Here is a 26,900-nt window from a genome sequence, read left to right as displayed (position 1 = left end):
AATTTTTACGATTCTAGAAAGGTAATTTTTTATTTTTATGTTATAATAGTAGTATTATTTTTAATCTAACAACACATACATACGAACATTTCTATCATGATGGCAATGGCTTTTCTGGAGGTGACAGCATGGAGTATATTTTAAGCGAAGATTTCTTTAACTCATTATTTATTGGCAAGGATTTTGTTTTTCTCGTGAAAAAAGTAGGGGACGATTATCAATATATTCGCTTAAATCAAGCAGCTCAAGATCTGTTATCGAATGAGGCGATTGGTAAAATGATTTCGACCGTTACCTCAAAGCGTAATTTTTTGATCATTCAGAAAAATTACCATGAGGCCATTAGAGAACATAAACAGGTTGACTATGTAGATTATGCATATGTTCAGTCGGAGGTTCGTAAATATGAAACATCCGTCAGACCGTTGAAATATAAGAACGAAGACTATATTTTAGCCATCACGAAGGAAATACTTTATGACCGCAGTATTGAAGATAAATTTTTATTTATGCGGTCCATGTTTGACCATGCCTTTTTCTCAACAGTCATTTTATCGGCTGAAGGAATGATATACGAAGTGAATTCAAGCTTTATGGAAGATTTTCAATTAGATAATGAAACCGTCAAACAGAAAATGTTTGTGGATTTACCGATTATTCCAAAGGAAGAAGTTGAACAAATAAAAATTTGTTTGCAGAAAGCTGCAAGAGGGGAAAACGTTGGCGAGAAGTTTATTAAATTGCATACATTGGACCAGCAGGAACGCATGTATTTACTGTCACTATCACCAGTGATGCAGGATGATAATTCCTTTGCCATATTTCTTATCATGCAAGATTTTACACAATTTACTTTACAAAAAGCAGAATTACGCTCGAAGTCTCACGGGCTAGAAGTATTTAAATCTGCATTAAATTCAGCTACAGCCATTGCTGTATTAGATCATAAGGGTAACATTACCGAAGTGAGTGAGATGTTTTTACAGGCTTCTGGCTACACGGCGGAGGAGTTAATCGGTCAGCCCTACGCATTGATCGAACCACGATTCCGTGGGCAAGACCTTTTTCAAATAATTGAAGATAAGCTGGACACGATGGGAATGTGGCGTGGAGAACTTTGCTATCGAACGAAATATCATGCAGATTACTGGGTAGAAACTACCATCGTTCCATTAAAAGATGAGTTTGGTCAAATCGAACAAATTTTAACCATTAACTATGATATTACGGATAAGAAAAGAATGTTCACAGAATTAAAAAATATTGAACGTACTTTCAGACTCATCACAGAAAATACAAATGATTTAATTGTGATTACAAATGAGGATGGCATCATTATTTATGCTTCCCCGTCCTATGGTATTTATTTAGGTTATGAAAATGTAGAGCTACAAGGACAGTTTTACAGTGACATTATTGATCGAGAAAGTAAAGGCGAATGGCAAACATTCTTGAATAATTATACAGGGCAAACAGATTCACAGTTTGAGCTTTTACTGAAGGCGAAAGATGGAACACCGATATGGACAGAAGGAAATGTCACGGTTGTGCACGACCCTGAACGTGAAAAAGTTTCTCAAATTATGATGGTGTCTCGTGAAATTACACATCGCAAAGAAAGGGAAAATGATTTGCTGTATTTAGCCTATCACGACGCTTTAACACAGCTACCTAATCGGCGTTTTTTAGAAAAGGAGTTTCCTAAAATCCTAGCAGAAGCAAATGAAAATCAAACCTGTGTGGCGATGCTCTATATAGATGGTGATGATTTTAAAGAAGTAAATGATCGCTTTGGCCATGAGACGGGCGATGCGTTTATTCAGCGATTCGGCAGTTCCTTGAACAAAACAGTTCGAAGCCATGATATGGTTATTCGAATAGGTGGCGATGAATTTATTGTCATCTTAACTGGCTTAACAAGAGATCAGGAAAAAAGACATCATCAAATTATGCATATTATTCGACGGATTCGTGATGAATTAGCAGAAGGCTGGATGATTGAGGACCATCTTTTTACACCAACTGCTTCAATTGGCATTGCCTATTACCCAGACCATGCTCGAACATTGGATGAGCTAATGGATTTAGCTGACCAAGCATTATATAAATCAAAAGAGTCGGGGAAAAACAACCTCTCCATTTCAGATATACACTAAAAAGTCTGTCCACAAGGTTTTCCTTGTGAGACAGACTTTTTATTTGATGTTATGCTATAACAGTATAGGGATAAAAATCCTACATCGTTATTTTGGAATAGAAGGTGATATGATGCCTAAGAAGATATTGTTGGTAGAAGATGAAAAGCATATCGCTCGCTTTGTCGAACTTGAATTACAACACGAAGGCTATGAAGTAAAAACTGCCTTTGATGGTCGAGAAGGATTGGCTTTGGCAACATCGGAAAATTTTGATGTACTTTTACTGGATGTGATGTTACCAAGTATTAATGGGATTGAGATTTGCCGTCGTATCCGAACACAATCACAAGTACCGATCATTTTATTAACGGCACGAGATGCTGTGATGGATCGTGTAGCAGGACTCGATGCAGGGGCTGATGACTATATCGTCAAACCTTTTGCGATAGAAGAGCTGCTGGCTAGGATACGGACGATTTTACGTCGTGTCACGCCAGAGCAGACAAGTAGTGAATCTTTATGCCTACGTGATATTGAAATAGATGTAGCTGCCTATGAAGTTTTCGTTCAGGGGAATAAACTTGATCTAACAAAGACAGAATATGACTTATTGAAACTATTAATCGAGCACAAAAATAGAGTATGTACACGAGAGCATATTTTAACATCCGTTTGGGGCTATGATACGGATATCGAGACCAACGTGGTAGATGTTTATATCAGACATTTACGTACAAAACTCCCTGGGGCGATGAATGATTATATTGAAACCGTTCGCGGTGTTGGGTATGTGATGCGAGAATGAATAAGTTAAGAAATTATTTACGTCAGCAGTCCCTGCAAAAAAAATGGATGCTGACCTCAAGCAGTGTCATCTTTATTAGCTTTACAATTATTTGTGTAGTCGTCTATGTTTCTCTGCATACATGGTTATTAAATGATGAGGAGAGTAAGGTCAATCGGACAAGTAAGGATATCATCTCTTTTTTAGAGTCCCAAGGTCCTACAATTACCATTCAGCAAATTCAGCAAAATACAGGCTTGCTCAAATCGATTGCGGATCGTGATGAGACGGTCCGAATATTTAATGCTGATGGGGTGGATATTTTACGAATCAATGATACCTCTGCTGCTGCACCACTTAATTCGTTGCAAGAAATTTTTGAGATGACCATTGATAAGCAGGATGTGCTGGTCATCAATGAACCGATTCGGATGGGCTTTTTCCAAGGCTATATTCAGGTGATTCATCCGTTAACTAGTTTTCAATCTCTCATGCATTATCTTTTGACAGCCATGCTGATTGCAGGGTTAGGAGCCTTAGTGTTATCTGGCTCTATTGGCTATTATCTAGCGAACTATTTAATGAAGCCACTACACGAATTGCGTGCATCCATGAAAACTGTGATGGATCAAGGATTTAAGGAGCCTATACAGCTAACCTATACATCACATGACGAAATTGGTGATTTACTGAAGATGTATAATGCCATGATGAATGAGCTGCAAATCTCATTTACCCAGCAGCAGCAATTTGTCGCCGATGCTTCTCATGAGCTGCGTACACCGATTCAAGCAATTGAAGGGCATCTTTCTCTTTTAAAAAGATGGGGCAAACATGATCCTGCCATATTAGAGGAATCTATTAATACCTCCTTAACAGAAATTGCTCGTATGCGCAAAATGATTGAGGAATTATTAGAACTTGCACGGCGTGAGGAAAAAGATGAAACAAGTGAGGCCAATGCATTAGTGGTCATCGAAGCAGTGATGGATGAGGTAAAGCTTGTTCATCCACAAGCGCGAATATCGCTGTCGAAACATGGTGAAATTGGTCCGTTATTTATCACCGAAAATGCACTAAGTCAAATCGTTCGTAATATAATAGAGAATGCCATTCGTTATTGTGAAAAAATTCCTGAGATACAAATTTCTATTTCTGTTGCTGGAAATTATGCATGTTTAGAAATTGCTGATAATGGTATAGGAATAGCACAAGACAATATTCCGTTTATCTTTGATCGTTTTTATCGAGTGGATGAAGCAAGAAATCGCCAAATTGGTGGAACAGGCTTAGGGCTTAGTATTTCGAAGATGTTACTTGAAAAATACAATGCCACAGTAGAAGTCAAGAGTGAGGTTAATATTGGAACCGTTTTCTCGCTGAAAATCCCGCTAAAATATTAAGAAAAATACACGCTTTATTTCATTATTCTATCCTTTGCGAAAAAAATTGCTTAATTTGCTAAAAAGAGTTGTATTTTTTGTGAAGAGTAGTAAGATTGAGATGGAAAAAACGTTCTTTAAAATATGGAAAAGTAGTGAGAAACATTCTTTTAAAGAACGGCTAAATATTATATAATTAATTGCAATTTAATTAATGGAACTGCCGAAAGGCAAAATTTGGAGGTCATTTTTCATGTCGAACAACGTTACAACTGTAAGTTCTCCATGGTCAGCTTTCTCTGGTCCTAACCTAGGATATGTGATGGAGCAATACGACTTATTCTTACAGTCTCCTGAAGAAGTAGAACCGGAGTTAGTTTCTTTATTCCAACAATTTGGTGCACCAGTAGTAGTAGAAGGTGAAGTAGCTGTAGCTAGTCATACAGCAGCGGCTCCTGCTGGCGATTACAAAAAAGTGTTAGCCGCTGTAAAACTAGCAGATGCAATTCGTTCACGCGGTCATTTAGCAGCAGATATCTATCCTCTGAAAAACCGTGAACTACAAACAGCTCAAATTGAAGAAAGCGCGTTCAACTTAAGCGCTGCAGATTTAGCTGAAATTCCTGCAGCAATCTTCTTCAAAGATGTGCCAGCAAACGTGAAAAATGGTAAGGATGCAATCGACTATTTAAAAGCTATTTATACAGATAAAGTAGCATTTGAATATGGTCACGTAGTAGCTACTGAAGAACGTGATTGGATTCAAGCGCAAATCGAATCAGGCTCATTCAAACAAGCATTATCTGCGGATGAGAAGAAAGCCTTATTAGATCGTTTAACTCGCGTTGAAAATTTCGAGAAATTTATTCATAAAACTTTTGTAGGACAAAAGCGTTTCTCTGGTGAGGGCTTAGATACGCAAATCGTTCTATTTGATGAAATTATTAAAACGGCAGAAGCAAAAAATGTGGAAAACGTACGTATTGGTATGGCACACCGTGGTCGCTTAAACGTTTTAACACACATTTTAAATAAACCTTATGACATGATGTTCTCTGATTTTGCACATGTTTCCAATGATTTATTTATGCCAGAGCATGGCCGCCTTGAAATTACAAAAGGTTGGACAGGTGATGTGAAATACCACATGGGTGCTTCTTACAACCGTGAATCCGGTATGAATGTGAAATTGGCTTACAACCCATCTCACTTAGAAGTGGGCAATCCAGTAGTACTTGGTGCTACTCGTGCAACACAAGATGATACATCTAAACCAGGGCAACCTATTTTTGACCGTACAAAGGGCTTAGGCATTCTTGTACACGGTGATGCTGCATTCCCAGGTCAAGGGATTGTAACAGAAGTGTTAAACTTCGCTAAAACAGAAGGCTTTACAACAGGTGGAACAATCCATATTATCGCAAACAATATGATTGGATTCACAACGGAACATTATGATTCTCGTTCTTCTGTGTATTCTTCTGACCCTGCAAAAGGCTATGAAGTACCAGTAATCCATGTCAACGCAGATAGCCCAGAGGCAGTAGTGCAAGTTGGACGTTTTGCGGCAAACTACCGTCAAACATTTGGCAAAGACATTATTGTGGACTTAGTAGGTTACCGTCGCCATGGTCATAATGAAACAGATGACCCAACAGTGACAAACCCAGAAACATACAAATTAGTGTCTAAACATGAAACAGTGCGTGCATTATATGGTGCACAATTAGTGGCAGAAGGTCTTGTAACTGCTGCTGATGTAGCTGCACTAGATACAGCTATCTATGCAGAAATGCAAGCAGCCTATGACCACGTCAAAGAAATGGCAGAAAAAGATGATCATCATCATTTAGAAATGCCAGAAGAATTAAAAGTAGAGTTCCCACAAATTGATACAGCAGTAGGTGCGGAACGTTTAGAAAAAATCAATGAAGAGCTTTTAGTGTTTGAAGAAAACTTTGAACCACAGAAAAAGCTTGGTAAAATCTTAGAAAAACGCCGTGATGCTTATGCGTCTGCAAAAGTTGACTGGGGTCATGCTGAAACTTTAGCGTATGCAACGATTATTCAAGATGGAACACCAGTACGCTTTACAGGTCAAGATGCACAACGTGGTACATTCTCTCAACGTCACTTAGTACTGCATGATAAAAACAATGGCAATGTCTTCACACCACTACACCATATTTCTGGTGCGAACGCATCCTTTACAGTACACAACTCTCCACTGACTGAAGCTGGGGTGGTAGGCTTTGAGTATGGTTACAACCTAGAAAATAGCCATGTACTAACAGTATGGGAAGCACAATTCGGTGACTTTGCGAATATGGCACAAGTGATGTTTGATAACTTTATTTCAGGGGCACGCTCAAAATGGGGTCAAAAATCTGGTCTAGTTATCCTTTTACCTCATGGTTATGAAGGTCAAGGTCCAGAGCACTCTTCAAGCCGTATGGAACGCTATTTACAAATGTCAGCTGAAAATAACTGGTTTGTAGCGAACTGTTCAAATGCAGGAAACTACTACCACTTATTACGCCGTCAAGCAGCATTATTAGGTACAGAAGGGGTACGTCCACTTGTAGTCGTATCACCAAAATCATTATTACGTCACCCATTAGCTGCGGCGAATGCTGAGCAATTAGCAAATGGTTCATTCCAAGAAGTGATTGAACAACCAGGCTTAGGGGCTAAACCAGAAGCTGTAGAGCGTATCGTTTTAGGTACAGGTAAAGTGATGATCGACTTAGCAGAGCGCGTGAAAGACGGCGAAGGCTTCGATCACCTACACATTATTCGTGTAGAACAACTTTACCCATTCCCAAAAGAGCAAGTAGCTGGTATCATTGCTAAGTATCCTAATGCAAAAGAGATTGTTTGGGTACAAGAAGAACCTAAAAACCAAGGCTCATGGAATTATGCATTAGAAACATTATATGAACTTTCAGAAGGTAAAAAACTTCGCTATGTAGGCCGTCCTGCAATGAGCTCAACTTCTGAAGGGGATGCAGATTCTCATAAAGCAGCACAAGCAGCTCTTATTGAAGAAGCGGTTGCTGAGCCAGTAAAGGTTAAATAATATATATCAATTTTTGAAACCGGGCTACTTGCCCTTAAGCAGTAGCCCTTCTATGTGCGTCATGCACGTTAATCAAAGGAGGAAATGAAAGTGGCTGAAATTAAAGTCCCTGAATTAGCAGAATCGATTACAGAAGGTAGTATCGCACAGTGGGTAAAAAAAGTGGGCGATCGCGTTGAAAAAGGTGAATTCATCGTTGAACTTGAAACAGATAAAGTAAACGCTGAGATCATTTCTGAAGAAGCAGGTGTATTAACACAAATTTTAGCTGAAGAAGGCGATACTGTACTAGTTGGTCAAGTTATCGCAGTAGTAGAAGCAGGCGAAGGCGCAGCAGCAGCTCCAGCAGCGGCAGCACCAACTGAGGCAGCACCTGCACCAGCAGCGCCACAAGCAGCACCTGCACCAGTTGCAGCAGCTCCAGCAGTAGAAGAAACTTCTGGTGAGCGTGTAGTTGCATCTCCAGCAGCACGTCGTCTTGCACGTGAAAAAGGTATTGACCTTGCAGCGGTATCTCCAGTAGATCCACAAGGACGTGTACGTGTACAAGATGTAGCAGCTCATGGTACAGCACCAGCTGTAGCACCAGCAGCAGCACCTACATCCGTAGCAACTTCAGGAGGCCCAGTAGTATTCACACCAGCAGCTAATTCTGACCGTGTAACAATTGAAAAAATGAGCCGTCGTCGCCAAACAATTGCAAAACGTTTATTAGAAGTTAAACAATCAACAGCAATGTTAACAACATTCAACGAAATTGACATGACAAACATCATGGCACTTCGTAAACGTAAACAAGAAGAGTTTGTAAAAGCAAACGACATCAAACTTGGTTTCATGTCATTCTTCACTAAAGCTGTTGTTGCAGCACTGAAAAAATACCCATACGTAAACGCTCAAATCTCTGGCGATGAAATTCATTTAAATAACTTCTTTGATATCGGTATTGCTGTATCGACTGAAGAAGGTTTAGTCGTACCAGTTGTACGCGATGCAAATAGCAAAAACTTTGCAGAAATCGAAAAAGATATTGCTAACTTAGCGACAAAAGCTCGTGATAAAAAATTAGGCTTAAATGACATGGCTGGTGGATCATTCACAATCACAAATGGTGGTGTATTCGGTTCATTAATGTCAACACCAATTATGAACGGTACGCAAGCTGGTATTTTAGGTATGCACTCAATTGTAAACCGTCCAGTTGCAGTAAATGGTGAAGTTCAAATCCGTCCAATGATGTATGTAGCACTTTCATACGATCACCGTATCATCGATGGTAAAGATTCTGTAGGATTCTTAAAAACAGTTAAAGAATTAATCGAAAATCCTGAAGATTTATTATTAAATTCATAATTCCATTAAACCCTGCGAACAATGTTCAGCAGGGTTTTTTGTATGACGAAAGGTATTGACCGATTCTATGCTTGAAAGAGTACGAATGTTACATCGTTTAGAGGAGCAAAGAAAGAAAAAAACGCAACTTTTCTCACATATAGAACATACTCTATAATAAATATTTGTTGTAATTTTCAGAAATATCAACAAAAGTTCAACGATTTAAAGTGGAAGCAGAACGCAAAATATCCTAATATTGTCATTAGTCAGAAAAATGTTAAAATCGTCTTGACGAACATATTAGTTTTATAGTAGTATCTAAATATCAATTAAATAAACAAACCTCACGAATTGTTACCAGTGAGGTAGAGGCGCGGTATTTATTAGTTCATTGTTGAGTAAAAGCAAGCGAAGACGCAATGAAGAAGGAAATATCGCCGAAGTATAAAAGGAGCTCGTACTTTTATACTGGGTCTGCAGTGAATAAGTGCAGGACTGTCCTAGTAAATGGATTTCCAGATTTACTAGGTTGTGCTATCTCGGAAACATGGAAATTATAGTGAGGATTTGGGCAACTGTCATAAAAGGTAAGACCTAAGTTCAATAAACTTAGGTCTTTTTTAGTACAGTTGTCTTATTTTTTTACAGAAAAGGGGAGTTTTTCATGAAAAGAAAATGGTTGTTAGTAATGATCTCTATCATGACGGCAATTGTGCTAGCTGCATGTGGCACAAGTGACAAAAAAGAGGGCGGTTCAAGTGATGCTGGAACTGACAAAGAAGAAGGTGGCGGTGAATTCCGAATTGGAATGGAGGCTGGCTACCCACCGTTCAACTGGACACAGCAAGACGATGCAAATGGCGCAGTGAAAATTGCGGATAATGCAGAGTATGCAGGTGGCTATGATGTACAAATGGCAAAGAAAATCGCTGAAGGTCTAGGCAAAGAGTTAGTCATTGTTAAAATGGAGTGGGACGGTTTAGTTCCAGCGCTACAATCAAACAAAATTGATGCAATTATTGCAGGTATGTCACCAACAGAAGAACGCAAGAAAACAATTGATTTTACAGAAAACTATTATACTTCTGATTTTGTTATGGTTATTAAAAAAGGTAGCAAATATGAAGGCGCAAAATCGATTCAAGACTTCTCAGGTGCTAAAATTACATCACAATTAAATACATCAAACTACACAGTTATCGATCAAATTAAAGGCGTAGAAAAGCAAACAGCAATGGAGAGCTTCCCAGCAATGCGTGTGGCGTTAGAAGCAGGTAAAATTGATGGCTATGTAGCTGAACGTCCAGAGGGCATTTCCGCTTCTGCTGCCAACGATAAATTCACATATGTAGCATTTGAAGAAGGCTTTGATACAGACCTATCAAATACTTCAATTGCTGTAGGCTTACGTAAAGATGACGCAAATCGTGAAAAAATCAATGAAATCCTAAAAGGCATTTCAGAAGATGATCGTCAAGCGATTATGGAAGAAGCTATTTCTCAACAACCCGCAGCACAATAATGACATGGCACGGACTAGCAATTAGTCCGTGCATGATCATTTCATCATTATCAAAATGAGAACCTCTCTACATAATGATAATGTCCTAGCGTGACAAATCATAGAATGGTAGAAAGAGCTAGGACACAAAAGAAATAAGCGAGCAAGATGACATTGTTAGGAGGAACATCATGAGTCTTGAATGGATACTTTCAATTATTGAAAACAACTGGCAAATGTTTTTACGAGGTGCGTATTATACGTTACTGATTTCGAGTATTAGTACAATTATTGGTGCATTTATCGGATTTTTCATCGGAATTATGCATACGATTCCAGTTCGTAAAAAAGGTGTGAAATTTTATAGCTTAAAGCTCATTAATTTTATACTAACATGCTATGTTGAATTTTTCCGTGGTACACCAATGATTGTACAAGCTATGGTTGTCTACTACGGATTAGATATCGCATTCGGTATCGATATGCACTTTATTACAGCAGGTATTTTAGTCGTTTCCCTCAATACTGGGGCATATATGGCAGAAATTGTTCGTGGCGGTATTGTATCCATTGATAATGGTCAATACGAGGCAGCATCAGCAATTGGCATGAATCACTTCCAAATTATGCTTCATGTTGTCTTACCACAAGTAGCGCGTAATGTTTTACCAGCGACAGGTAACCAATTAATCATGAATATTAAAGATACAGCCGTATTAAATGTCATTGGAGTAACGGAATTATTCTTCCAAACAAAATCAATTTCGGGTAACAACTTCCGTTATTTCGAATCATTCTTCGTTGCATGTGTTCTTTATTTCATCATGACATTTACCGCATCTCGCATCCTTCTGTATGTTGAAAAACGTCTAGATGGTCCTGATGCCTATCAAAAAGAACAAAAAGAAGCCGTATAGGGGGACGCACAAATGGCAGTCATTAAAATCGAGCATTTAAGTAAATCATTTGGACGTAACCAAGTGTTAAAAGATGTGAATTTCCAAGTGGAAAAAGGGGAGGTAGTTTGTTTAATTGGCTCCTCTGGCTCTGGTAAATCCACATTGCTTCGTTGCATAAATTTATTAGAAACGCCAAGTGGCGGTCAAATTATTTATAAAGGGGAAGACATCCTAGATGAAAAGCACAATATTCAAGAATATCGCACACATTTAGGCATGGTGTTCCAGCAGTTCAATTTATTTAACAACCACAATGTCATAAGTAATTGCACAGTGGGCCAAATCAAAGTGTTAAAACGTTCGAAAAAAGAAGCAGAAGAAACGGCGCTTAAATACTTGAAAATCGTTGGCATGGATCAATATGTGAATGCCAAGCCCCGTCAACTCTCAGGCGGACAAAAGCAGCGTGTGGCCATCGCTCGTGCCTTATCAATGAATCCTGATGTAATGCTATTCGATGAGCCAACATCCGCATTAGACCCAGAAATGGTGGGTGAGGTATTAAAGGTAATGCGTCAGCTAGCAAACGAGGGCAATACGATGCTCATCGTGACACATGAGATGGAATTTGCCAAAGAAGTAGCAGATCGTGTTGTCTTTATGGATAAAGGTGTAATTGTGGAAGAAGGCCCTCCAGCACAAGTATTAGTCAATCCACAACATGAACGTACGAAGGAATTTTTAAAGCGTACATTAAAATAAGCACAAAAAAGTGAGTCCAACCTGTTGGACTCACTTATTTTCTAGAATTCCATTCTGCATAAAGTACAAAGCAGATTGCGAATGCTACAGCAATGATAAAAAACCATTGCGGTACACCACCAAAACTCATCATAACACCTCAAATATTCATTTTTTTTGGATAGAATAGGTATAGTATTTCTTTTTTCTCCACAAAAGACCAAAAATATTATAAAATAAGCAATAGACATTAGCTTTTGCTAGTAAAGAGAGGTAGAGAGAATATGTTACATTTAAAATGGAAAGATGCGCCAACATTACGAACGGTTACTTGCAAACATACAAATGCATCGAAATACTTAGTATCAAACGTATTAACAGTAGGAAAAGAGTATGAAGTGAAAAATGAAACAGAAGAGTTCGTTTTTATCATCGACAACACAGGTAATGTCGGTGGCTACTATAAAGATTATTTTGAATAAAAACAAACAGGGTGGTTCAGAACATTTGCTGAGCCACCCATTTTTTTGTTAATCTCGCTGATAGCTGCTAGCACCCGCCACATCCTGTAGCTGTTGTTTCTCTTGTTCAGTTGCGGTATGCAGGGCAAAGACATCTTTAATTGCTGTTTGCAGCTCTTGCTGTGTTTCTTTAAACTTCGAAACTTGCTGTTCAAACGTGGGACTTGAGAAGCGATCATGAGCCCTTGATAATCGCTCCTCTAAACGTGCATAATGATGATCCATATGCATCGATAGCATCATCGCCAGTTGGTTTTTCCAGAGCGGAATCAAGGTAACGATAGAAAACTCAATTTTTTCAGCTAATGTTTGATTGGCCTGCTGAATCATACGAATTTGAGGAGCTGTTTGCAGAGCGACTTGCTGTGATACTTGTAAATCATAAATACGTTGATCGAGTCTTTCGATTTGAGCAGCAAAGTCATTTAATTGCTGGATCGCAAGTGGCTGTTTGGTAGCTTGGACACTCGTTATTTGTGCAGGTAGCTCTACCTCAATGGCTTGCTGCTTTTTCATTTGTCCTGCGGCAATCGCCGTTGCCAATTCCTCAAAAAATCCTCGATTATGGGCATAAAGCGCCTCTAAGTTTTCAACATCTTTTATCAGCTGAAGCTGTGCACGTTCTAGCTGAACGCCAATGCGCTCCACCTGTATACTAATACGTTCAAATTCTGTGAGTGTTTGCTTCACATTAGGCTCGGTTTTGCCAAAGATTTTTTTGAAAAAGGTTTGCTTTTTTGGTTCCAAAGCAGTCGGATCTACTCGATCTAACGTCTGCATTAAAGAATCCAGCATTTGACCAATTTTAGTGACATCCTTTTGCTTTACTTGAGCAAGCATGCGGTCGGCAAATTGAGACAGAGCTCGCTGTGAATCTTGCCCAAGGGACAGCAATGATTCAAAATCAGTCAAATCGATTTGACTGGCATACAGTAATGCACGACTTTGTGCAAGAGGCGATAGCGTTTCATAAGTCGCCATCGCCTCGTTTTGCGGAGTTGTTTCTAAATAGGATTGGACTAGTGGAGAAAGCCCTGGTATGGTATTTAGTTGAAATGCGTGTTCGTTTGCTGTCATTTATCATCGCCTCGCCAGTCCAATTGTTCTCTACGTCTAAGATTGGAACGATTTGCGAATTCAATCTCCATTTGCAGATGATCGATATCATTTGCAAGCGCATCCTTCAAATCAATTTGAATTGTGTCATTCAAATCAGTTAGGGTTTCACGTGTTTTGGATAAAGTTAATTGAATTTCCTTATCCTTCACTGGCTGCTTGGAAAGCATTGTATATTTATCCGTTAATTCTACAGCAGAAGGTAAGTGTGCATAGAAAAATGGTTCCACATTATAAAATTTACGTGGGTCTGTCTTGACGATTTTGACGATATTTTTGGAGATACGCGTCATTTCAAGTAGTTGTTTAAACGCTGAAACAGAACGTACACGTAAATAGTTTTGACTCAATGTTTGAATATGCTTATTAGCTGTTAATACTTGTGTTTCAATGTGTTTGAATTCTTCTTTTGTGATGCCTGCTATTTGCATGACTTTCTTTTTTTGTCTATGTTTCAGCAACGCTGTACTCGTCGCATAGGAACCCGCAAACAGTAAACCACCAAGGAAGAATCCAGGATTTGCCGCAATTGCTGCGATAGAAACAGTTGTGAGCGAAATAAGAAAGCTGGCACTATGTCTAGAGAAAAACTGTCCGACACTAAGCATTGTTTCATCCTCCTTGCTTTTCAATATGTCTATCTTCTTATACGAAATAATCGACATAAAGTTTCATTGAAAATTAATCCCTTACATAAATTTTACTGCTATTTGTGAACTTTCTCAATGATAATACATAGAATAAGTGAGTTGTTTCGATGAATAAGTCGGTTTTGTTATCCTAAGGAGCCATTCTGACATCGAAATGAGCGATTTTTTGCATCTCGATTACTGAATAGAGGAGCGTAATTTGATTCAAGAGCGGCTTCTGCCTCAAAGCGAGCTGTTAAGTGAGATCCATGAGCGGCTCCAACTCGAAAAGGAGCGGTTTATTCTCTAAGAAGAGCATCTTCATCCAAAATGAATGAGTCTTGTATGAAACTTTTTCCAAATGAATTCGTAACTGATACAAAGGGGGATATAGGATGACGAAAATTTTTCTGGTGTCTATTACAAAAAATATGGATGAACCAGTAAGTGAACAGAAAGTGAAAGAAAAAGTCTTTGAGAAAAAATCAAAATTAAAAGCCTATTTAAACAAAGAAGGCTATATGAAGGAATCTAAAAATCAATATGTGAAAATCACTGATGAATCGATATTAGTTGCTGCCATTCAAAAAATAAAAATCAAAAAATGATGATAGGTCATGTTCTTAAGAGCATGACTTTTTTGATTTCAATAACTAGGAGAGGAGGCATCATTCAAAGAACCCATAGCCCAGTGTCAGCTCTCTAGAAAAACGGCTTCCAATTTGAATCTTTTTCGTCTTTTTCGTTTGGTTTTCTTACAAACGCAATACATCGTTCTTCGCATGCACCAAATATATTAAAATTTTTCTGTGCTTGCCTTAAGGATAGCGTATTAGCTCCACCTCCAAAGTCATAATCATAAAATTGAACGCCGTCATCTTCCCAAAAACAAATTTCACATATCTCGTATGTACCTGGTGGTTTTCCTTTCATTGTCTTATATCCGCAACAAGGACAAGTAAATTTCATTATAATCACTCCCAAATATTTTTCGATAATTTTATCATACTTCCTATATGACAAAACGCCGTGTTAGTTTAAAATTTGTTGAACCCCTCTCTAAAACAACACTACAAAAAAGCCAGACATTAAACAATGTCTGACTCCATACGTATATAGCCTTTTAAATCATCGTATAATTCTAAAGAAAATGAATTGGAATCGGCTTGGGGACTAACGCCTTTTTGGACAAAAAGGAGAAATTCATTGAGTGCCTTTTCTGAGCCCTCCACTTCCACTTCAATTTGCTCTGCGTCATTCAATCGACAGTATCCTTTTAACCCTAATTCAATAGCTTTTTGCTTGATGAAGAATCGGTAGCCTGTGCCATAGACATCACCAAAAAATTTTATACTTGCTCGTTTGTTCAAGGGAATACCTCCTACTTAATAGAGGAGAGGGGCGAACCTCTCCTTTTATTGCATGACACGTTCTTTTTCTAAATAGGCAATTAAGTTATTAATGTGATAAAGTACATGCTTAGATGCCTCATCGACTTCTTTTAGATGAATATCAGCTTGTTCGATATGACCCGCTTTATGAGCTTCAGCCGCAAGCTTCGCTGATTCATGGACGCGTAAATGATAGCCATCTAATTCATGATAGTCCTGTAAATGACCGAAACGTTCGACTGTACGAGGCGCAGTGTACCATTTGCCAAGTCGACAGTCTCTATGAGAAGAAACATCGCTTGGATCAACGTTTTCTAGGCCAAGGAACATGTTATAAATGCGCCATTTCCATAAAATATGATCCGCCTTCGATAATTGTAGTAGGGCAATAGATGAAAGCTGTACATTATTGTTAGCAATAAGATCATTACGGAAACGGTTAATTTCTTTCCCTAATAAATGAATATCGCTGGATGTATTATGACTATAATCACGAATATCTTCCTGCAAGCTTGAAATTTCGATCATTCTTGCTGAAACTTCATCAATCGCGGCTGCTTGTTCCTGGGAAATGGCAGCCGTATTTGTCACATCTAAATTAATACCCTCAATCGCTTGAACAATGGCATTTAATAATGGTAACGAATCTTTTGCTTCAACGGTTGCTTCTTTAATAATAGCTGTCGTATCTGTAATCGAGTTAGAAACATCATTCGAATAACTCTTTAAATGATGAACATTTGCGGATACTTCACTTAGCGCAGCTACCGTGTTTTCAGCAAGCTTTCGTACTTCCTGTGCAACGACCGCAAAGCCTTTCCCATGTTCACCTGCACGCGCTGCTTCAATGGAGGCATTAAGTGCGAGTAGATTCGTTTGATCGGCGATTTGATTGATTAATGTGACAACCTGTTCAATATCATTTACCCTTTTTTGTAATTCTGAAAATGAGTCAACAATGGATGTAAAGGTCTCCTCTGTTTTAAAAATCTCCGATAGGGCATGCTCAATAGCGTTTTTACCTTTTGTAGCATGGTCAACAGATTCAGTTGTTTTCTCTGATATATGAGAAGACATGCGTGCAACCTCATTGATAGAAGCTGCAATCTGTTCTGTGGCAGCAGTAGAGGATTGAATCTCTTCATTTTGCTTATCTAGGCTAAAAACTAAATCTTTCATGTACATAATTTTGGCATTGACATCCATTAAAGAAGATACTTCTCCTACCACATTTTCAATAATGCGTTCTGTTAACACTTCCACTAATAATTCTTGATCGACATTGACAGCGGATTGGAATGATTTCATATATTGAAATGCTTTATTTGGCTTGATACCAAAATTGTATAAAATATATGTAGTAATATAGAAGGCAAATTGGTTGAAGACAACAATTAATTTACCAGGCTCGTATTGATGCTTGCGGAATAGATTGAAAAATTTGACAGTTTCATCTACATAATGATCATCACGAGTTGCTAAGAAAAACTGTGTTAAGTATTGATTAATATTTTCTTCACTAATGATTAATTGAGAGGTAGGGGATATCTCGCTTAAATAATGATGAAAAATGGCATTCATGGAAGGGGTAATGTCTTTGAGCTTTTGATAGAGTGCCTTTAAGTGCTCCTCATCTTGTGAAGTGAAATGATTGAATGCCAGTGTTTGGTAAAATCGGCCTGTTGCATGTAAATCTGTACCACGTTTGAGTAGTTCTTCTAGCTCTGCTTTAGGTCGAATACTTGAAAACATAAAAATACCTCCAAAAAGTATGTATAATAAGGTAATAATAGCATAATTCAGGTGGTTTTAATAGACATTTCAGTTGTGTTTGCTAAAATGAAACTATCTTATGACAGCAAGGAATGGGCAAATATGTATACAATTATTTACATGAAAGCGGACTATGAGCCTTGGTGGAAATTTGAAGGCTGGGAAGCTTATATTCAAACTGAAGATACATTTGACACGAAGGAGCTCTTTGAACGTGCATTACAACAAAAATTAGCGCAATTTCGTTCCTCTTACGATAATGAGGCAACGAAAGAGGAGCAGTATTGGGCTTTTTGGTCTGAGGATGAGAGCTTTTACTGTGAGGCTTGCGATGATGATGCACAAGTATATCATGGAATAATTGCGTGTAAAATAGAAGAGAAGTAAAAAAATTTTGAAAAAAAGTAAAAAAGATTTTTTCTTTATTTGACAAAATTATGGATGGCAGTTATACTTAACTTAACAATTTAATTGCTTCACCGGAAACATGAATTCACATATTACAAAAAGTGATCGCGTTAGTTCGGTACTCTTTGTAATATGTGAATTTTTTTCAATCGCTGAAGAAATTACATATTGTTCACTTTTATTTTTTGGAGGTTTTCTTAAATGAAACAAGGTACAGTAAAATGGTTTAACTCAGAAAAAGGTTTTGGATTCATCGAAGTTGAAGGTGAAAACGACGTATTCGTACACTTCTCAGCTATCCAAGGCGAAGGTTTCAAAACTCTTGACGAAGGTCAAAAAGTGGAATTCGAAGTTGTAGATGGCAACCGCGGACCACAAGCTGCTAACGTAACTAAACTTTAATTCTCAGTAATTAAAATTACTTTCGTTAAACCCAAGACATCCTATGTAAATAGGATGTCTTTTTTGTATCATTTGCAAGTTTAAGGATTACAAATCCTATTTTAGGTTAAATATATAGTAGTGGCGGATAGCCATGCAAAAGTAAAGGATAGCGCTATAAAAGTAGCGGATAGCCATGTGAAACTGGAGGATAGCTGCACAAAAGTAGCGGATAACCCCATAAAATGGAGGGTAGCCCCGCCAAAATAGCGCATCGCTGTAAAGAAGGAGGCAGATGAATGTGAATAATGAAGAAAAATTGCCTGAAGAACAGGAGCAACAGGATTTTTATCAGAAACTACGTACAAAATTAGTAGCTTTCCTTGGGTCGAAAAAGGGAAAAAGTAACAAGTTTACTCCGTATTTAATGTTTGTGCCTGATTTATTTCATTTGTTAATTAAAACAGTAACCGATGCGGGTGTAGATAAAAAGAGTCGTGCATTAATTGGGGCATCCATTGCGTATTTTGTATTACCGATGGATTTAATGCCAGAAGGACTGCTAGGCTTTGGTGGCTATTTAGATGATGTTGTACTAGCAACTTTTGTGGTAAATACCATTATTAATAAGTTGGGTCCAGATGTAGTGGAAAAGCATTGGACAGGGGATGACAAGCTTTTACATGTGCTACAAAAGGTTGCCGAAGTGAGTGATGAGGTTGTCAGTAAAATTCCTGTAAAATCGCCAATTGCTCAGTTCGTCAAGCAAGAAAGTAAAGATAAATAATAATATTATGTAAACCTAAGACACCTTATAAAAATGAACCTGCTTATTACAGGTTCATTTTTTATTGCTCTTCTAATAAATTCCGGAGTTGTTGTACAGGTACAAATAGGCCAACATTTCCAATGGGCTCATATTTCATCGTGGCAAAGATAACCCCAATGACCTCACCATGTTGATCGATTACAGGGCTACCACTATTGCCCCGATAAACAGGAGCTTTTAGCATCCTAACTGGCTCCTGCCAATCTTCTAATTGAATGGCTTCTAGCAATGTTCCTTCATTAGCGATGCCGGTGAAAGCAAGTGGATTTCCAATAAAATAGACATGTTCATTAACAGTGTAAGGTGGATCTTCTGCAAGAGGTAGATAGGGAAGTTGCTCAGCTTGCACCTGTACAAAGGCTAAATCTACGGCTGGATAGCTCTCGATTAATGTTGCTTCCATCAGTCCCTCATCAGGAAAGACAACTGATAATGTTGTGGCATGTTCGACAACATGGGCGTTGGTGACAATCAGACCATCTGGTGAGATGGCAAAACCAGTGCCTTTACTGGAGCCTGTAGAAATTTCAACGACTGCCTTTTTATAGGTTTGTATATCCTCTTGTGCAGAGAGCCGCGTTGAAACCTTGATAAATTCAAGCGCAGGTATGGAGTAGATTTGAAAAATGAGGGCAAATGTATTGAAAAACAGCACTAGTGCCATACCCCACACGATCCAGCGTACAAGAGGCTTTTGTTTTTTTGGCTTTTTTCCATAAATGCGTTCTTCTCGCGCCTGTGCTAATGCTTCTTGCTGTTCCTCGAGTACAAGTTCAATAAATTCTTCTTCCGTTAATTCATCTTGCTTTGGTGTTGCATTATGTATATCACTCATTGATTGGCCTCCTTTGCTAAAAAACAGACGCCCAAGCAGGACGCCTGTTTTCTTTCAATTATTCTATTTTTTGCAAGGTTGATGTCACAACAAATGGCTCATCTTGCTCTGTTTCCATCGTATCCTCTTTGCGAATTAGACCAATGTCCTTTGCAAAATATTTGGTTGTGGTCATTTGATCTTCAGAGCGACTTAGCTGGATGACATCTTGATAGACCGTTGTACCAGTATCAACAGTAGCGGTCGTTGATTCAATTGTCCAACCTTGAAAGCTTGTCCCGACTTGTAAAGGCTTTTGAAGTACGGTTTCCAGTACAGGATAAGATGCTGCCTCAGCTGCACTTGGCATGCTTGGATTACTGTCAACAGGTTCTCGATAGACAAGATCAATACTTGTATCCGTTATGCGGTAGATTTTTAATAGTGTCACACCACCATTATCCTCTATTTGTACGATATGCTGTGTATCGAGGTAGGTAGTTTTTAGTGTGAAGCTAGCAAATTCATTTCCTTCCCCTTGAAAAGAAGCAACAGATCCATCAGGTGGAAAATAGGAGAGAAGTGACGTTTGATCTTGTTCCACTGCTTGCTTGTCTTCCACAGATGGTGTTGGAGCTGGCACAGGCTCTTCCTGAACTTCTTCACGACAGCCAGCCAGTAAAAATACTACAGAAAGTACTAGAACAGGGTATCTCATGGGCACACTCCTTCGCTATTTTCTTTCATTATACGTGAACGAGGAGTGTTATACGAATAATATGAGATTGTATAAATAATATTATTATGTAAACTATTTAATGAAAACTTGTAACAGCATGGAAAATTATCTATGATAGAAATGAAGTGAAAAAATGGGGGGCAAAGACATGTATAGACATGTAGATGATTTCTTACAAGAATGGTCAAATGCATCAAACGGGACACTACAGGTATTACAGGCTTTAACAGATGACAAGCTTCAGCAAAGCATTGTAGAGGGTCACAGTACACTTGGTTGGTTAGGCTGGCACTTAGTTGGAGCAGCAGGATATTTTAGCTATCTAGCAGGGTTAAAAGTACCAATGATTCGTCAAGAAGATCCTGTGCCAACGACTGCGGCTGAGATCGTGACAGCCTATGAAAGCGTAGCAAATGGTATTAAAGAGGAAGTGGCTAAGCTTTCGAATGAAGAGTTACTAGAGGTAGTAACAGGCTTTAAAGCGCCGATGCCAAAAGGGGCTTTATTACGTGTATTAATTGACCATCAAACACATCATCGTGGACAAATGACGGTCCTACTACGTCAAGCAGGTTTACCAGTACCTGGCGTGATGGGACCAACAAAGGAAATGCAATAATTACGCGAGCAGCAGATAAATCGTTTATCTGCTGCATTTTTTAGATTGACACTTACCTACTAGTAAGTTAGTATAAAGCCATGACAAATAGAAAAATGCAAATTATAGAATTAACATTGAAGAATATTCAGGAAAAAGGATTCACATCATTTAGTTATGAGCATTTAGCAAAGGAGCTTGGCGTCACGAAAGCCAGTATTCACTATCATTTCGAGAAGAAGGGAGACTTAGGGATTGCTGTTTGCGAAAGAATTCAACAAGGATTAGAGAGAACTTTTACATTGATGAAGGAGTCCACTTTGCCAGCTGAGGAAAAGCCATTTGCCTTTATTATGCAGCGAATAAAATTTCTAGAGCAAGACGGCATTTGCCCTATATCAGCTTTACAGGCGGATTATCAAGAATTACCGCAACCAATGCAAGAAAAGCTTCAGCAGCTTAGTCAAATGGAAATCGATGTCTTTGTTGAGCTATTGAAAGATGCTAAACAACAGGGCGCACTCCAAGCTACTAATGATTTGGAGGCTCTAGCTGTATTACTTATTTCAAGTACGAAAGGGGCATTACAATATAAACGTGTTGTAGGAGAAGCGTTCTTTCAAAAGATGCTGGAGCAATTAAAGGAACTGTTAAAGTAAGACATGAAACGAGAAGGAGCGATGTGCATGGTACGAAGAGTCGTAGTTACTGGATATGGTGTTGTTTCCCCGTTAGGTAATTCGGTATCAGCCTTATGGGAGAATATTAAAGCAGGAAAATCAGGGATTCAAAAAATTCAAGGGGAGGCATTTAGCGGCATTAATACGCAAATTGCTGGGACGAGTACGGGTTTCGATGCAACGCTATATATGGATAAAAAAGAAACCAGTAAATATGATCTATTTGTGCAATATGCTGTTGCCGCTGCCCAGCAAGCTCTGACACAAGCCAATTTAAATATGGAACAGGTAGATAAGGAGCGTTTAGGCGTTTACATTGGCTCTGGCATTGGGGGCATTGAAACGATTTTAGAAAATCATCAAGCGATGCTCAATCAAGGGCCTAGGAAGGTGTCACCATTTATGGTGCCGATGATGATTAGCAATATGGCTGCAGGAATACTAGCAATCAAAACGGGCTTTAAAGGACCAAGCTTTTCACCTGTTGCTGCCTGTGCGACAGGAAACCAGGCGATTGGAGAAGCTTTCTTAGCGATTCGACATGGCTATGCGGATGGCATTTTAGCAGGCGGAGCGGAGGCACCGATCAATCCACTTAGCTTTGCAGGATTCTCCCGCATGAAAGCCATGTCCACTAGGAATGAAGAGCCAACAAAGGCCAGTCGACCATTCGATAGCGAGCGGGATGGCTTTGTCATGTCTGAAGGAGCTGGCATCGTATTCCTAGAGGAGTATGAACACGCCAAACAAAGGGGTGCTACGATTCTGGGTGAGATTGTTGGCTATGGTGTGACAACAGATGCTTATCATATTACAGCTCCTGATTTTATGGGTGCTGCCAATGCCATGAAGCTGGCATTAAAAATGGGTGCTATCGATGGGGCAGCTATCGATTATATCAACGCACACGGCACAAGTACTCCAGAGGGAGATAAATCTGAAACAAAGGCTATTAAACACGTTTTTGGTGACCATGCCTATCAATTAAAGGTTAGCTCCACAAAATCGATGACAGGACATCTATTTGGCGCGGCCGGTGGAATTGAAGCCATTATTACATTGAAAAGTATAATGGAGGGCATTATTCCACCAACCATCAATTATGAAACACCAGATCCCGAATGTGATTTAAACTATGTTCCTAATGAGGCACTTCATCAAGACGTTAACTTTGCGCTATCGAATGGGTTTGGCTTTGGTGGTCATAATGCTGTGCTAGCATTTAAAAAATTTGAGGAATAAGGCATTAGCTTAGCTAAAAAGAGTGGTATGAATTTAAGTGTTCATACCATTTTTTATGTTTGTTTTATCAACTTGAAAAGAGAAGAGGGAACTTAAGCTATTGCAAGTCAATAAGTTTTCCTTATGATAAATAGCTAGAAATTCGTATTATAACTTATAGTTAGAGTATGGTAAATTCAAAGGAAAAGGGGGATAAATGATGCGAATCTTTGATGCACACTTTCATATCATTGACTTTAATTTTCCGATTATCGAAAATCAAGGTTATACGCCACCAAGCTATGTAGTAGAGGATTATCAAAAGGACACAGTGCGTCTCCAGATAGCGGGAGGCGCCATTGTATCAGGATCTTTTCAAGGATTTGACCAAGCCTATCTTTTAAAAGCATTGAAACAATTGGGTCCCACGTTTTGTGGGGTAACGCAATTACCTAATACGGTCACGGATGATGAAATTGTACATTTACATAACAATGGGGTACGGGCATTACGCTTTAATAGTAGACGAGGTGGCTCAGAGGATTTATCACAGCTAGAAACCTTTGCACGACGGGTTTATGATTTGGTGGGCTGGCATAGTGAATTATATATCGATGCGAAGGAAATACCGGAGATAGCCTCGACAATTGAAGCATTACCAGCCATCTCCATCGATCATTTAGGGTTGTCGGAAGAAGGGCTGCCACATTTATTAAAGCTTGTTGATAAGGGAGTACGTGTCAAGGCGACTGGCTTTGGTCGTGTGGAGCTGGATGTGAAGCATGCTTTACAAGCGATTTATAATGCTAATCCAGATGCCCTCATGTTTGGAACAGATTGCCCGTCTACTAGAGCTAAACGACCTTTTAATTATGGGGATGTGGAATTGATTCAACAGCTATTCGATCAACAGGCTGTTGATAAAATCCTCTACAAGAATGCGCTGCAATGGTATTTTCAGCGTTGAATATAAAAAAGAATCCATGTTGGCATGAAAATGGATTCTTTTTTAATTATGACGGTACTAAGCATTTCGATAGTTGGCAAACATAATTTCATTATAATACTGATCTAATTGAGGCATACCTAGTTCTTTTGCGATCATTAGCTCAGCCTCTCGGTCATATGCTACTCTAATAAATTGGATGGCATTGTTTGACTGTGTTCCATCTAGAATGGCATAGGAAGCAGAAGTTAGGTCAAGTGAATTACCAACACTCCCTACATTACAAAGAATTCCTTGTTTATATGTATGTAAAAAAGTTGTATGGATATCGCCATAGAACACAATATCAGGATGTTTCTTGTAATGGCTTGAATTGGTTACTGCCGTATTCTCAAACATAGATAAACGCTTTTCAAGTGGATGATTTGGTAGGATACGTTCAAATTCACTTCTTGGAGACGCATGGAAAAATCTTATAAGCTGTTCATTTAATTCAAGATCAATATGGAAGGGTAATGACCCGAGATATTGATAGTCTTTTGCTGTTAATCGATCTTTAAACCATTGGAGAAAATCATTGTCAGTAGGGGATTGAATAAATACGTCCCAATTGCCTCGTACGACTTGTTCACAATTCTGTTGGATAAGTTCTATACAGGCAGAACCTTGAGGGCCCTTGCCGATTAAATCACCTAAACAAAAAATTCTGTCAATCTTTCTTAAGCGAATGTCTTTTAATACGGCCTCTAATGCCGTTTTATTCCCATGAATATCTGATATAATTGCAATTTTCTTCACGAAGATTACCCCCTCATTAATGCTATACTATATCATTCAATAAAAATCCTTTTAATCCTTTAAAAACCATATAAACACTAAAGACAAAAAAATCCTCTACCCACTATGGGTAGAGGATTTTTGTAAAGCTTAGCTTAAGCCTTGGCTATCTTTCCACTCTAGGAATTCATCATATGTTAACTGCTTATCTAAAATAGAGCCGTCTTCACGGATTTCGATGACACGGTTAGCAATTGTTTGGATGAACTGATGGTCATGTGATGTGAAAATCATTGCGCCTTTGAAACGAATTAAGCCCTCGTTCAATGCTTGAATAGATTCAAGGTCAAGGTGGTTCGTAGGTTCATCTAATAAAATAACATTTGCTGTCGCAAGCATCATTTTCGATAGCATACAACGTACCTTTTCGCCCCCAGAAAGAACAGCAGGGGATTTCTTCACTTCTTCACCAGAGAACAGCATACGTCCTAGGAAACCACGTAGGAAGCTTTCTGTTTCATCGTCTGGAGAATATTGACGTAACCATTCTACTAATGTTTTTTCAGAACCTTCGAAGTACTTGTCATGATCGTTTTCGAAGTAGCTTTGAGATGTCGTTACACCCCATTTAAATGTGCCAGCATCCGCTTCTTTTTCTTCCATTAAAATATCAAGAAGTGCTGTTTTCGCCATTGGGCTACCAAGTAAAACAATTTTATCTTCTTTGTTCATCGAGAAGCGCATGTCCTTGAAAAGCGTTTCGCCTTCATGACTTGCTGTTAGACCGTCTACTGTTAGGACATCGTTACCAATTTCACGGCCGATTTGGAAGTTGATGAATGGATATTTACGGCTTGATGGCTTAATATCATCCAGCTCAATTTTATCCAGCATTTTTTTACGAGATGTTGCTTGCTTCGATTTAGAAGCATTGGCAGAGAAACGTGCGATAAACGCTTGTAATTCTTTAATTTTCTCTTCTTTTTTCGCATTTTGGTCTTGTGCCATTTTTTGTGCTAATTGAGAAGATTCATACCAGAAATCATAGTTCCCTACATATAATTGGATTTTAGAGAAGTCCAAATCCGCAATATGTGTACATACTTTATTTAAGAAGTGACGGTCATGGGATACAACAATAACTGTATTCTCAAAGTTAATCAGGAACTCTTCCAGCCACTGAATTGCCTTTAAGTCAAGGTGGTTGGTAGGCTCATCGAGTAATAGTACATCAGGCTGACCAAACAGTGCCTGTGCCAGTAATACTTTAACTTTGTCAGAACCTTCAAGATCGCCCATTAGCATGTAATGAAGATCATCGGAGATACCTAAACCGTTTAATAGTGTAGCCGCTTCTGAATCAGCTTCCCAACCGTTTAGCTCTGCAAATTCACCTTCTAACTCTGCAGCACGCATGCCATCCTCATCTGAGAAATCTTCCTTTGCATAGATAGCGTCTTTTTCTGTTTTCACGTCATATAGGCGTTTATTCCCCATAATAACTGTGTCGAGCACTGTATGCTCATCGTATTCGAAGTGGTTTTGTTTCAGGACAGATAAACGTTCGTCCTTACCCATCGATACATTTCCTTCCTGCGCTTCAATTTCACCAGAAAGGATTTTTAAAAATGTTGATTTACCAGCACCATTTGCCCCAATTAAACCGTAGCAATTGCCTGGTGTGAATTTTATATTTACGTCTTCAAATAGTTTACGATCGCCATAGCGAAGACCTACATTACTAACTTGAATCATGCAAGTTCCTCCTTTTTTTCACAATGGCTCTAGTATAGCATGAAATATGTTCCATAGTCTATAAACATTATTAAATCAAGGTTTGGCGTTCTTTCCACATTTTTTGTTAAACATAAACTGAATAAAGATACAATAAAAAAATTAAATTTGGTGTAACTTTCTTTGAGAGTGGAGCGTCTATTGTAGTGTGATTAACTATTTTTGAAAAAGAATAGAAAAATTACATCATTTACCACGGGGATTTTAGTTGCTTATTCACAAAGGTTTCGTCTAAAATGATTCTGACTGTTTATATATCAAGTAAATCATCACTGGTGCCCACAAGCCCATCCCCGTTTTGAATGCCAGCTATTCGTGGCTCTTTCATTTATACTAGATAGATGTTGCTAAAGTTAGACGAAAAACATCACAATCCTCATAAATGATTTCATTCATTTATCTTAATGATAATTTCATAGAGAAT

26 protein-coding genes and 1 riboswitch are annotated in these 26,900 nt (G+C 38.6%); of the genes, 17 read left to right on the top strand and 9 right to left on the bottom strand.

Annotated features, from left to right (window positions below; translation table 11 throughout):
• The first annotated feature begins 128 nt into the window (after positions 1 to 128).
• The 9 genes from EW028_RS06170 to EW028_RS06130 all read left to right on the top strand — a co-directional run bounded on the left by EW028_RS06170 (position 129) and on the right by EW028_RS06130 (position 12,341).
• Positions 129 to 2,156: a diguanylate cyclase domain-containing protein gene (locus EW028_RS06170; RefSeq protein WP_048392897.1), complete on the top strand. Its 2,028-nt coding sequence runs from the start codon at positions 129 to 131 to the stop codon at positions 2,154 to 2,156.
• Positions 2,157 to 2,268: 112 nt separating this feature from the next.
• Entirely contained in the window at positions 2,269 to 2,943 is a 675-nt protein-coding gene (locus EW028_RS06165) for a response regulator transcription factor (protein WP_048392894.1), read from the top strand.
• The gene (locus tag EW028_RS06160) at positions 2,940 to 4,325 is read left to right on the top strand and encodes a HAMP domain-containing sensor histidine kinase (RefSeq protein ID WP_131520252.1); all 1,386 of its coding nucleotides are present in this window, start codon (positions 2,940 to 2,942) and stop codon (positions 4,323 to 4,325) included. The genes EW028_RS06165 and EW028_RS06160 overlap by 4 nt, the downstream gene beginning before the upstream one ends.
• A gap of 232 nt (positions 4,326 to 4,557) precedes the next feature.
• Positions 4,558 to 7,383 (top strand): 2-oxoglutarate dehydrogenase E1 component, encoded by a 2,826-nt coding sequence (locus EW028_RS06155; protein WP_131520251.1) that lies wholly within the window; start codon positions 4,558 to 4,560, stop codon positions 7,381 to 7,383.
• Positions 7,384 to 7,473: 90 nt separating this feature from the next.
• On the top strand, positions 7,474 to 8,736 hold the full coding sequence (gene odhB, locus EW028_RS06150; protein ID WP_131520250.1) for a 2-oxoglutarate dehydrogenase complex dihydrolipoyllysine-residue succinyltransferase: 1,263 nt from the start codon (positions 7,474 to 7,476) through the stop codon (positions 8,734 to 8,736).
• 340 nt (positions 8,737 to 9,076) lie between these two features.
• A riboswitch (Lysine riboswitch) is annotated at positions 9,077 to 9,263 on the top strand.
• A gap of 119 nt (positions 9,264 to 9,382) precedes the next feature.
• Positions 9,383 to 10,240 (top strand): transporter substrate-binding domain-containing protein, encoded by an 858-nt coding sequence (locus EW028_RS06145; protein WP_004230114.1) that lies wholly within the window; start codon positions 9,383 to 9,385, stop codon positions 10,238 to 10,240.
• A 170-nt stretch (positions 10,241 to 10,410) separates the two neighbouring features.
• The gene (locus EW028_RS06140) at positions 10,411 to 11,136 is read left to right on the top strand and encodes an amino acid ABC transporter permease (RefSeq protein WP_004230111.1); all 726 of its coding nucleotides are present in this window, start codon (positions 10,411 to 10,413) and stop codon (positions 11,134 to 11,136) included.
• Positions 11,137 to 11,148: 12 nt separating this feature from the next.
• Positions 11,149 to 11,880 carry an amino acid ABC transporter ATP-binding protein gene (locus EW028_RS06135; RefSeq protein ID WP_004230107.1) on the top strand — a complete coding sequence of 244 codons (732 nt, stop codon included), beginning with the start codon at positions 11,149 to 11,151 and terminating at the stop codon, positions 11,878 to 11,880.
• Between the two features lie 263 nt (positions 11,881 to 12,143).
• Positions 12,144 to 12,341 carry a DUF6501 family protein gene (locus EW028_RS06130; RefSeq protein WP_048392887.1) on the top strand — a complete coding sequence of 66 codons (198 nt, stop codon included), beginning with the start codon at positions 12,144 to 12,146 and terminating at the stop codon, positions 12,339 to 12,341.
• 48 nt (positions 12,342 to 12,389) lie between these two features.
• Here the strand turns inward: EW028_RS06130 and EW028_RS06125 are convergent, their stop codons facing one another.
• Both EW028_RS06125 and EW028_RS06120 read right to left on the bottom strand, forming a co-directional pair.
• Positions 12,390 to 13,457: a toxic anion resistance protein gene (locus EW028_RS06125; protein ID WP_009371332.1), complete on the bottom strand. Its 1,068-nt coding sequence runs from the start codon at positions 13,455 to 13,457 to the stop codon at positions 12,390 to 12,392.
• Positions 13,454 to 14,104 carry a 5-bromo-4-chloroindolyl phosphate hydrolysis family protein gene (locus EW028_RS06120; RefSeq protein ID WP_004230101.1) on the bottom strand — a complete coding sequence of 217 codons (651 nt, stop codon included), beginning with the start codon at positions 14,102 to 14,104 and terminating at the stop codon, positions 13,454 to 13,456. Before EW028_RS06120 ends, EW028_RS06125 begins: the two co-directional genes overlap by 4 nt.
• Positions 14,105 to 14,520: 416 nt before the next feature.
• Here EW028_RS06120 and EW028_RS06115 point away from each other — a divergent pair, with 416 nt between their 5' ends.
• Positions 14,521 to 14,733 carry a hypothetical protein gene (locus tag EW028_RS06115; RefSeq protein WP_048392884.1) on the top strand — a complete coding sequence of 71 codons (213 nt, stop codon included), beginning with the start codon at positions 14,521 to 14,523 and terminating at the stop codon, positions 14,731 to 14,733.
• Between the two features lie 94 nt (positions 14,734 to 14,827).
• Here EW028_RS06115 and EW028_RS06110 read toward each other — a convergent pair whose 3' ends face one another.
• The 3 genes from EW028_RS06110 to EW028_RS06100 all read right to left on the bottom strand — a co-directional run bounded on the left by EW028_RS06110 (position 14,828) and on the right by EW028_RS06100 (position 17,268).
• On the bottom strand, positions 14,828 to 15,094 hold the full coding sequence (locus EW028_RS06110; RefSeq protein ID WP_016994024.1) for a CPCC family cysteine-rich protein: 267 nt from the start codon (positions 15,092 to 15,094) through the stop codon (positions 14,828 to 14,830).
• Between the two features lie 119 nt (positions 15,095 to 15,213).
• On the bottom strand, positions 15,214 to 15,495 hold the full coding sequence (locus tag EW028_RS06105; RefSeq protein ID WP_016994023.1) for an acylphosphatase: 282 nt from the start codon (positions 15,493 to 15,495) through the stop codon (positions 15,214 to 15,216).
• Positions 15,496 to 15,540: 45 nt separating this feature from the next.
• Positions 15,541 to 17,268 carry a globin-coupled sensor protein gene (locus EW028_RS06100; RefSeq protein WP_066036792.1) on the bottom strand — a complete coding sequence of 576 codons (1,728 nt, stop codon included), beginning with the start codon at positions 17,266 to 17,268 and terminating at the stop codon, positions 15,541 to 15,543.
• Positions 17,269 to 17,355: 87 nt separating this feature from the next.
• Here EW028_RS06100 and EW028_RS06095 point away from each other — a divergent pair, with 87 nt between their 5' ends.
• From EW028_RS06095 to EW028_RS06085, 3 genes are all read left to right on the top strand, one after another.
• Positions 17,356 to 17,676 carry a DUF1033 family protein gene (locus EW028_RS06095; protein ID WP_227744875.1) on the top strand — a complete coding sequence of 107 codons (321 nt, stop codon included), beginning with the start codon at positions 17,356 to 17,358 and terminating at the stop codon, positions 17,674 to 17,676.
• Between the two features lie 222 nt (positions 17,677 to 17,898).
• Positions 17,899 to 18,099, top strand: coding sequence for a cold-shock protein (locus EW028_RS06090; protein WP_004230088.1), 201 nt, complete (start codon positions 17,899 to 17,901; stop codon positions 18,097 to 18,099).
• 274 nt (positions 18,100 to 18,373) lie between these two features.
• On the top strand, positions 18,374 to 18,865 hold the full coding sequence (locus tag EW028_RS06085) for a YkvA family protein (protein ID WP_066036791.1): 492 nt from the start codon (positions 18,374 to 18,376) through the stop codon (positions 18,863 to 18,865).
• 61 nt (positions 18,866 to 18,926) lie between these two features.
• On the opposite strand, the gene EW028_RS06080 is transcribed toward EW028_RS06085, so the two are convergent.
• Both EW028_RS06080 and EW028_RS06075 read right to left on the bottom strand, forming a co-directional pair.
• Positions 18,927 to 19,742: a S1C family serine protease gene (locus EW028_RS06080; RefSeq protein ID WP_016994019.1), complete on the bottom strand. Its 816-nt coding sequence runs from the start codon at positions 19,740 to 19,742 to the stop codon at positions 18,927 to 18,929.
• A 58-nt stretch (positions 19,743 to 19,800) separates the two neighbouring features.
• Positions 19,801 to 20,439 (bottom strand): hypothetical protein, encoded by a 639-nt coding sequence (locus EW028_RS06075; protein WP_048392874.1) that lies wholly within the window; start codon positions 20,437 to 20,439, stop codon positions 19,801 to 19,803.
• Positions 20,440 to 20,608: 169 nt separating this feature from the next.
• Between EW028_RS06075 and EW028_RS06070 the strand changes: the two genes are divergently transcribed.
• From EW028_RS06070 to EW028_RS06055, 4 genes are all read left to right on the top strand, one after another.
• On the top strand, positions 20,609 to 21,079 hold the full coding sequence (locus EW028_RS06070; protein WP_016993631.1) for a DinB family protein: 471 nt from the start codon (positions 20,609 to 20,611) through the stop codon (positions 21,077 to 21,079).
• A gap of 80 nt (positions 21,080 to 21,159) precedes the next feature.
• Complete coding sequence (locus EW028_RS06065; RefSeq protein ID WP_016993630.1) at positions 21,160 to 21,717, top strand: TetR/AcrR family transcriptional regulator; 558 nt, start codon at positions 21,160 to 21,162, stop codon at positions 21,715 to 21,717.
• 27 nt (positions 21,718 to 21,744) lie between these two features.
• Positions 21,745 to 22,980: a beta-ketoacyl-ACP synthase II gene (fabF, locus tag EW028_RS06060; RefSeq protein WP_016993629.1), complete on the top strand. Its 1,236-nt coding sequence runs from the start codon at positions 21,745 to 21,747 to the stop codon at positions 22,978 to 22,980.
• Between the two features lie 199 nt (positions 22,981 to 23,179).
• Positions 23,180 to 23,926: an amidohydrolase family protein gene (locus tag EW028_RS06055; protein WP_016993628.1), complete on the top strand. Its 747-nt coding sequence runs from the start codon at positions 23,180 to 23,182 to the stop codon at positions 23,924 to 23,926.
• A 57-nt stretch (positions 23,927 to 23,983) separates the two neighbouring features.
• Here the strand turns inward: EW028_RS06055 and EW028_RS06050 are convergent, their stop codons facing one another.
• A complete protein-coding gene (locus EW028_RS06050) occupies positions 23,984 to 24,703 on the bottom strand; it encodes a metallophosphoesterase family protein (RefSeq protein ID WP_048392870.1) in 720 nt (239 codons plus the stop codon).
• 129 nt (positions 24,704 to 24,832) lie between these two features.
• Positions 24,833 to 26,437 carry an ABC-F family ATP-binding cassette domain-containing protein gene (locus EW028_RS06045; RefSeq protein ID WP_004230062.1) on the bottom strand — a complete coding sequence of 535 codons (1,605 nt, stop codon included), beginning with the start codon at positions 26,435 to 26,437 and terminating at the stop codon, positions 24,833 to 24,835.
• Positions 26,438 to 26,900 lie beyond the last annotated feature (463 nt).

The sequence above is a fragment of the Lysinibacillus sp. OL1 genome (genome assembly GCF_004332175.1).
In the GTDB taxonomy this organism is placed as follows: domain Bacteria; phylum Bacillota; class Bacilli; order Bacillales_A; family Planococcaceae; genus Lysinibacillus; species Lysinibacillus capsici.
Note: the sequence above shows the minus strand (reverse complement) of the source record. Positions and strands in the feature narration are given on the sequence as shown.

Coding starts and splice junctions, on each gene's coding strand:
- EW028_RS06170 (WP_048392897.1), top strand. CDS start 129: ATGGAGTATATTTTAAGCGAAGATTTCTTTAACTCATTATTTATTGGC.
- EW028_RS06165 (WP_048392894.1), top strand. CDS start 2,269: ATGCCTAAGAAGATATTGTTGGTAGAAGATGAAAAGCATATCGCTCGC.
- EW028_RS06160 (WP_131520252.1), top strand. CDS start 2,940: ATGAATAAGTTAAGAAATTATTTACGTCAGCAGTCCCTGCAAAAAAAA.
- EW028_RS06155 (WP_131520251.1), top strand. CDS start 4,558: ATGTCGAACAACGTTACAACTGTAAGTTCTCCATGGTCAGCTTTCTCT.
- EW028_RS06145 (WP_004230114.1), top strand. CDS start 9,383: ATGAAAAGAAAATGGTTGTTAGTAATGATCTCTATCATGACGGCAATT.
- EW028_RS06140 (WP_004230111.1), top strand. CDS start 10,411: ATGAGTCTTGAATGGATACTTTCAATTATTGAAAACAACTGGCAAATG.
- EW028_RS06135 (WP_004230107.1), top strand. CDS start 11,149: ATGGCAGTCATTAAAATCGAGCATTTAAGTAAATCATTTGGACGTAAC.
- EW028_RS06130 (WP_048392887.1), top strand. CDS start 12,144: ATGTTACATTTAAAATGGAAAGATGCGCCAACATTACGAACGGTTACT.
- EW028_RS06125 (WP_009371332.1), bottom strand. CDS start 13,457: ATGACAGCAAACGAACACGCATTTCAACTAAATACCATACCAGGGCTT.
- EW028_RS06120 (WP_004230101.1), bottom strand. CDS start 14,104: ATGCTTAGTGTCGGACAGTTTTTCTCTAGACATAGTGCCAGCTTTCTT.
- EW028_RS06115 (WP_048392884.1), top strand. CDS start 14,521: ATGACGAAAATTTTTCTGGTGTCTATTACAAAAAATATGGATGAACCA.
- EW028_RS06110 (WP_016994024.1), bottom strand. CDS start 15,094: ATGAAATTTACTTGTCCTTGTTGCGGATATAAGACAATGAAAGGAAAA.
- EW028_RS06100 (WP_066036792.1), bottom strand. CDS start 17,268: ATGTTTTCAAGTATTCGACCTAAAGCAGAGCTAGAAGAACTACTCAAA.
- EW028_RS06095 (WP_227744875.1), top strand. CDS start 17,356: ATGAAACTATCTTATGACAGCAAGGAATGGGCAAATATGTATACAATT.
- EW028_RS06090 (WP_004230088.1), top strand. CDS start 17,899: ATGAAACAAGGTACAGTAAAATGGTTTAACTCAGAAAAAGGTTTTGGA.
- EW028_RS06085 (WP_066036791.1), top strand. CDS start 18,374: ATGAATGTGAATAATGAAGAAAAATTGCCTGAAGAACAGGAGCAACAG.
- EW028_RS06080 (WP_016994019.1), bottom strand. CDS start 19,742: ATGAGTGATATACATAATGCAACACCAAAGCAAGATGAATTAACGGAA.
- EW028_RS06075 (WP_048392874.1), bottom strand. CDS start 20,439: ATGAGATACCCTGTTCTAGTACTTTCTGTAGTATTTTTACTGGCTGGC.
- EW028_RS06070 (WP_016993631.1), top strand. CDS start 20,609: ATGTATAGACATGTAGATGATTTCTTACAAGAATGGTCAAATGCATCA.
- EW028_RS06065 (WP_016993630.1), top strand. CDS start 21,160: ATGACAAATAGAAAAATGCAAATTATAGAATTAACATTGAAGAATATT.
- fabF (WP_016993629.1), top strand. CDS start 21,745: ATGGTACGAAGAGTCGTAGTTACTGGATATGGTGTTGTTTCCCCGTTA.
- EW028_RS06055 (WP_016993628.1), top strand. CDS start 23,180: ATGCGAATCTTTGATGCACACTTTCATATCATTGACTTTAATTTTCCG.
- EW028_RS06045 (WP_004230062.1), bottom strand. CDS start 26,437: ATGATTCAAGTTAGTAATGTAGGTCTTCGCTATGGCGATCGTAAACTA.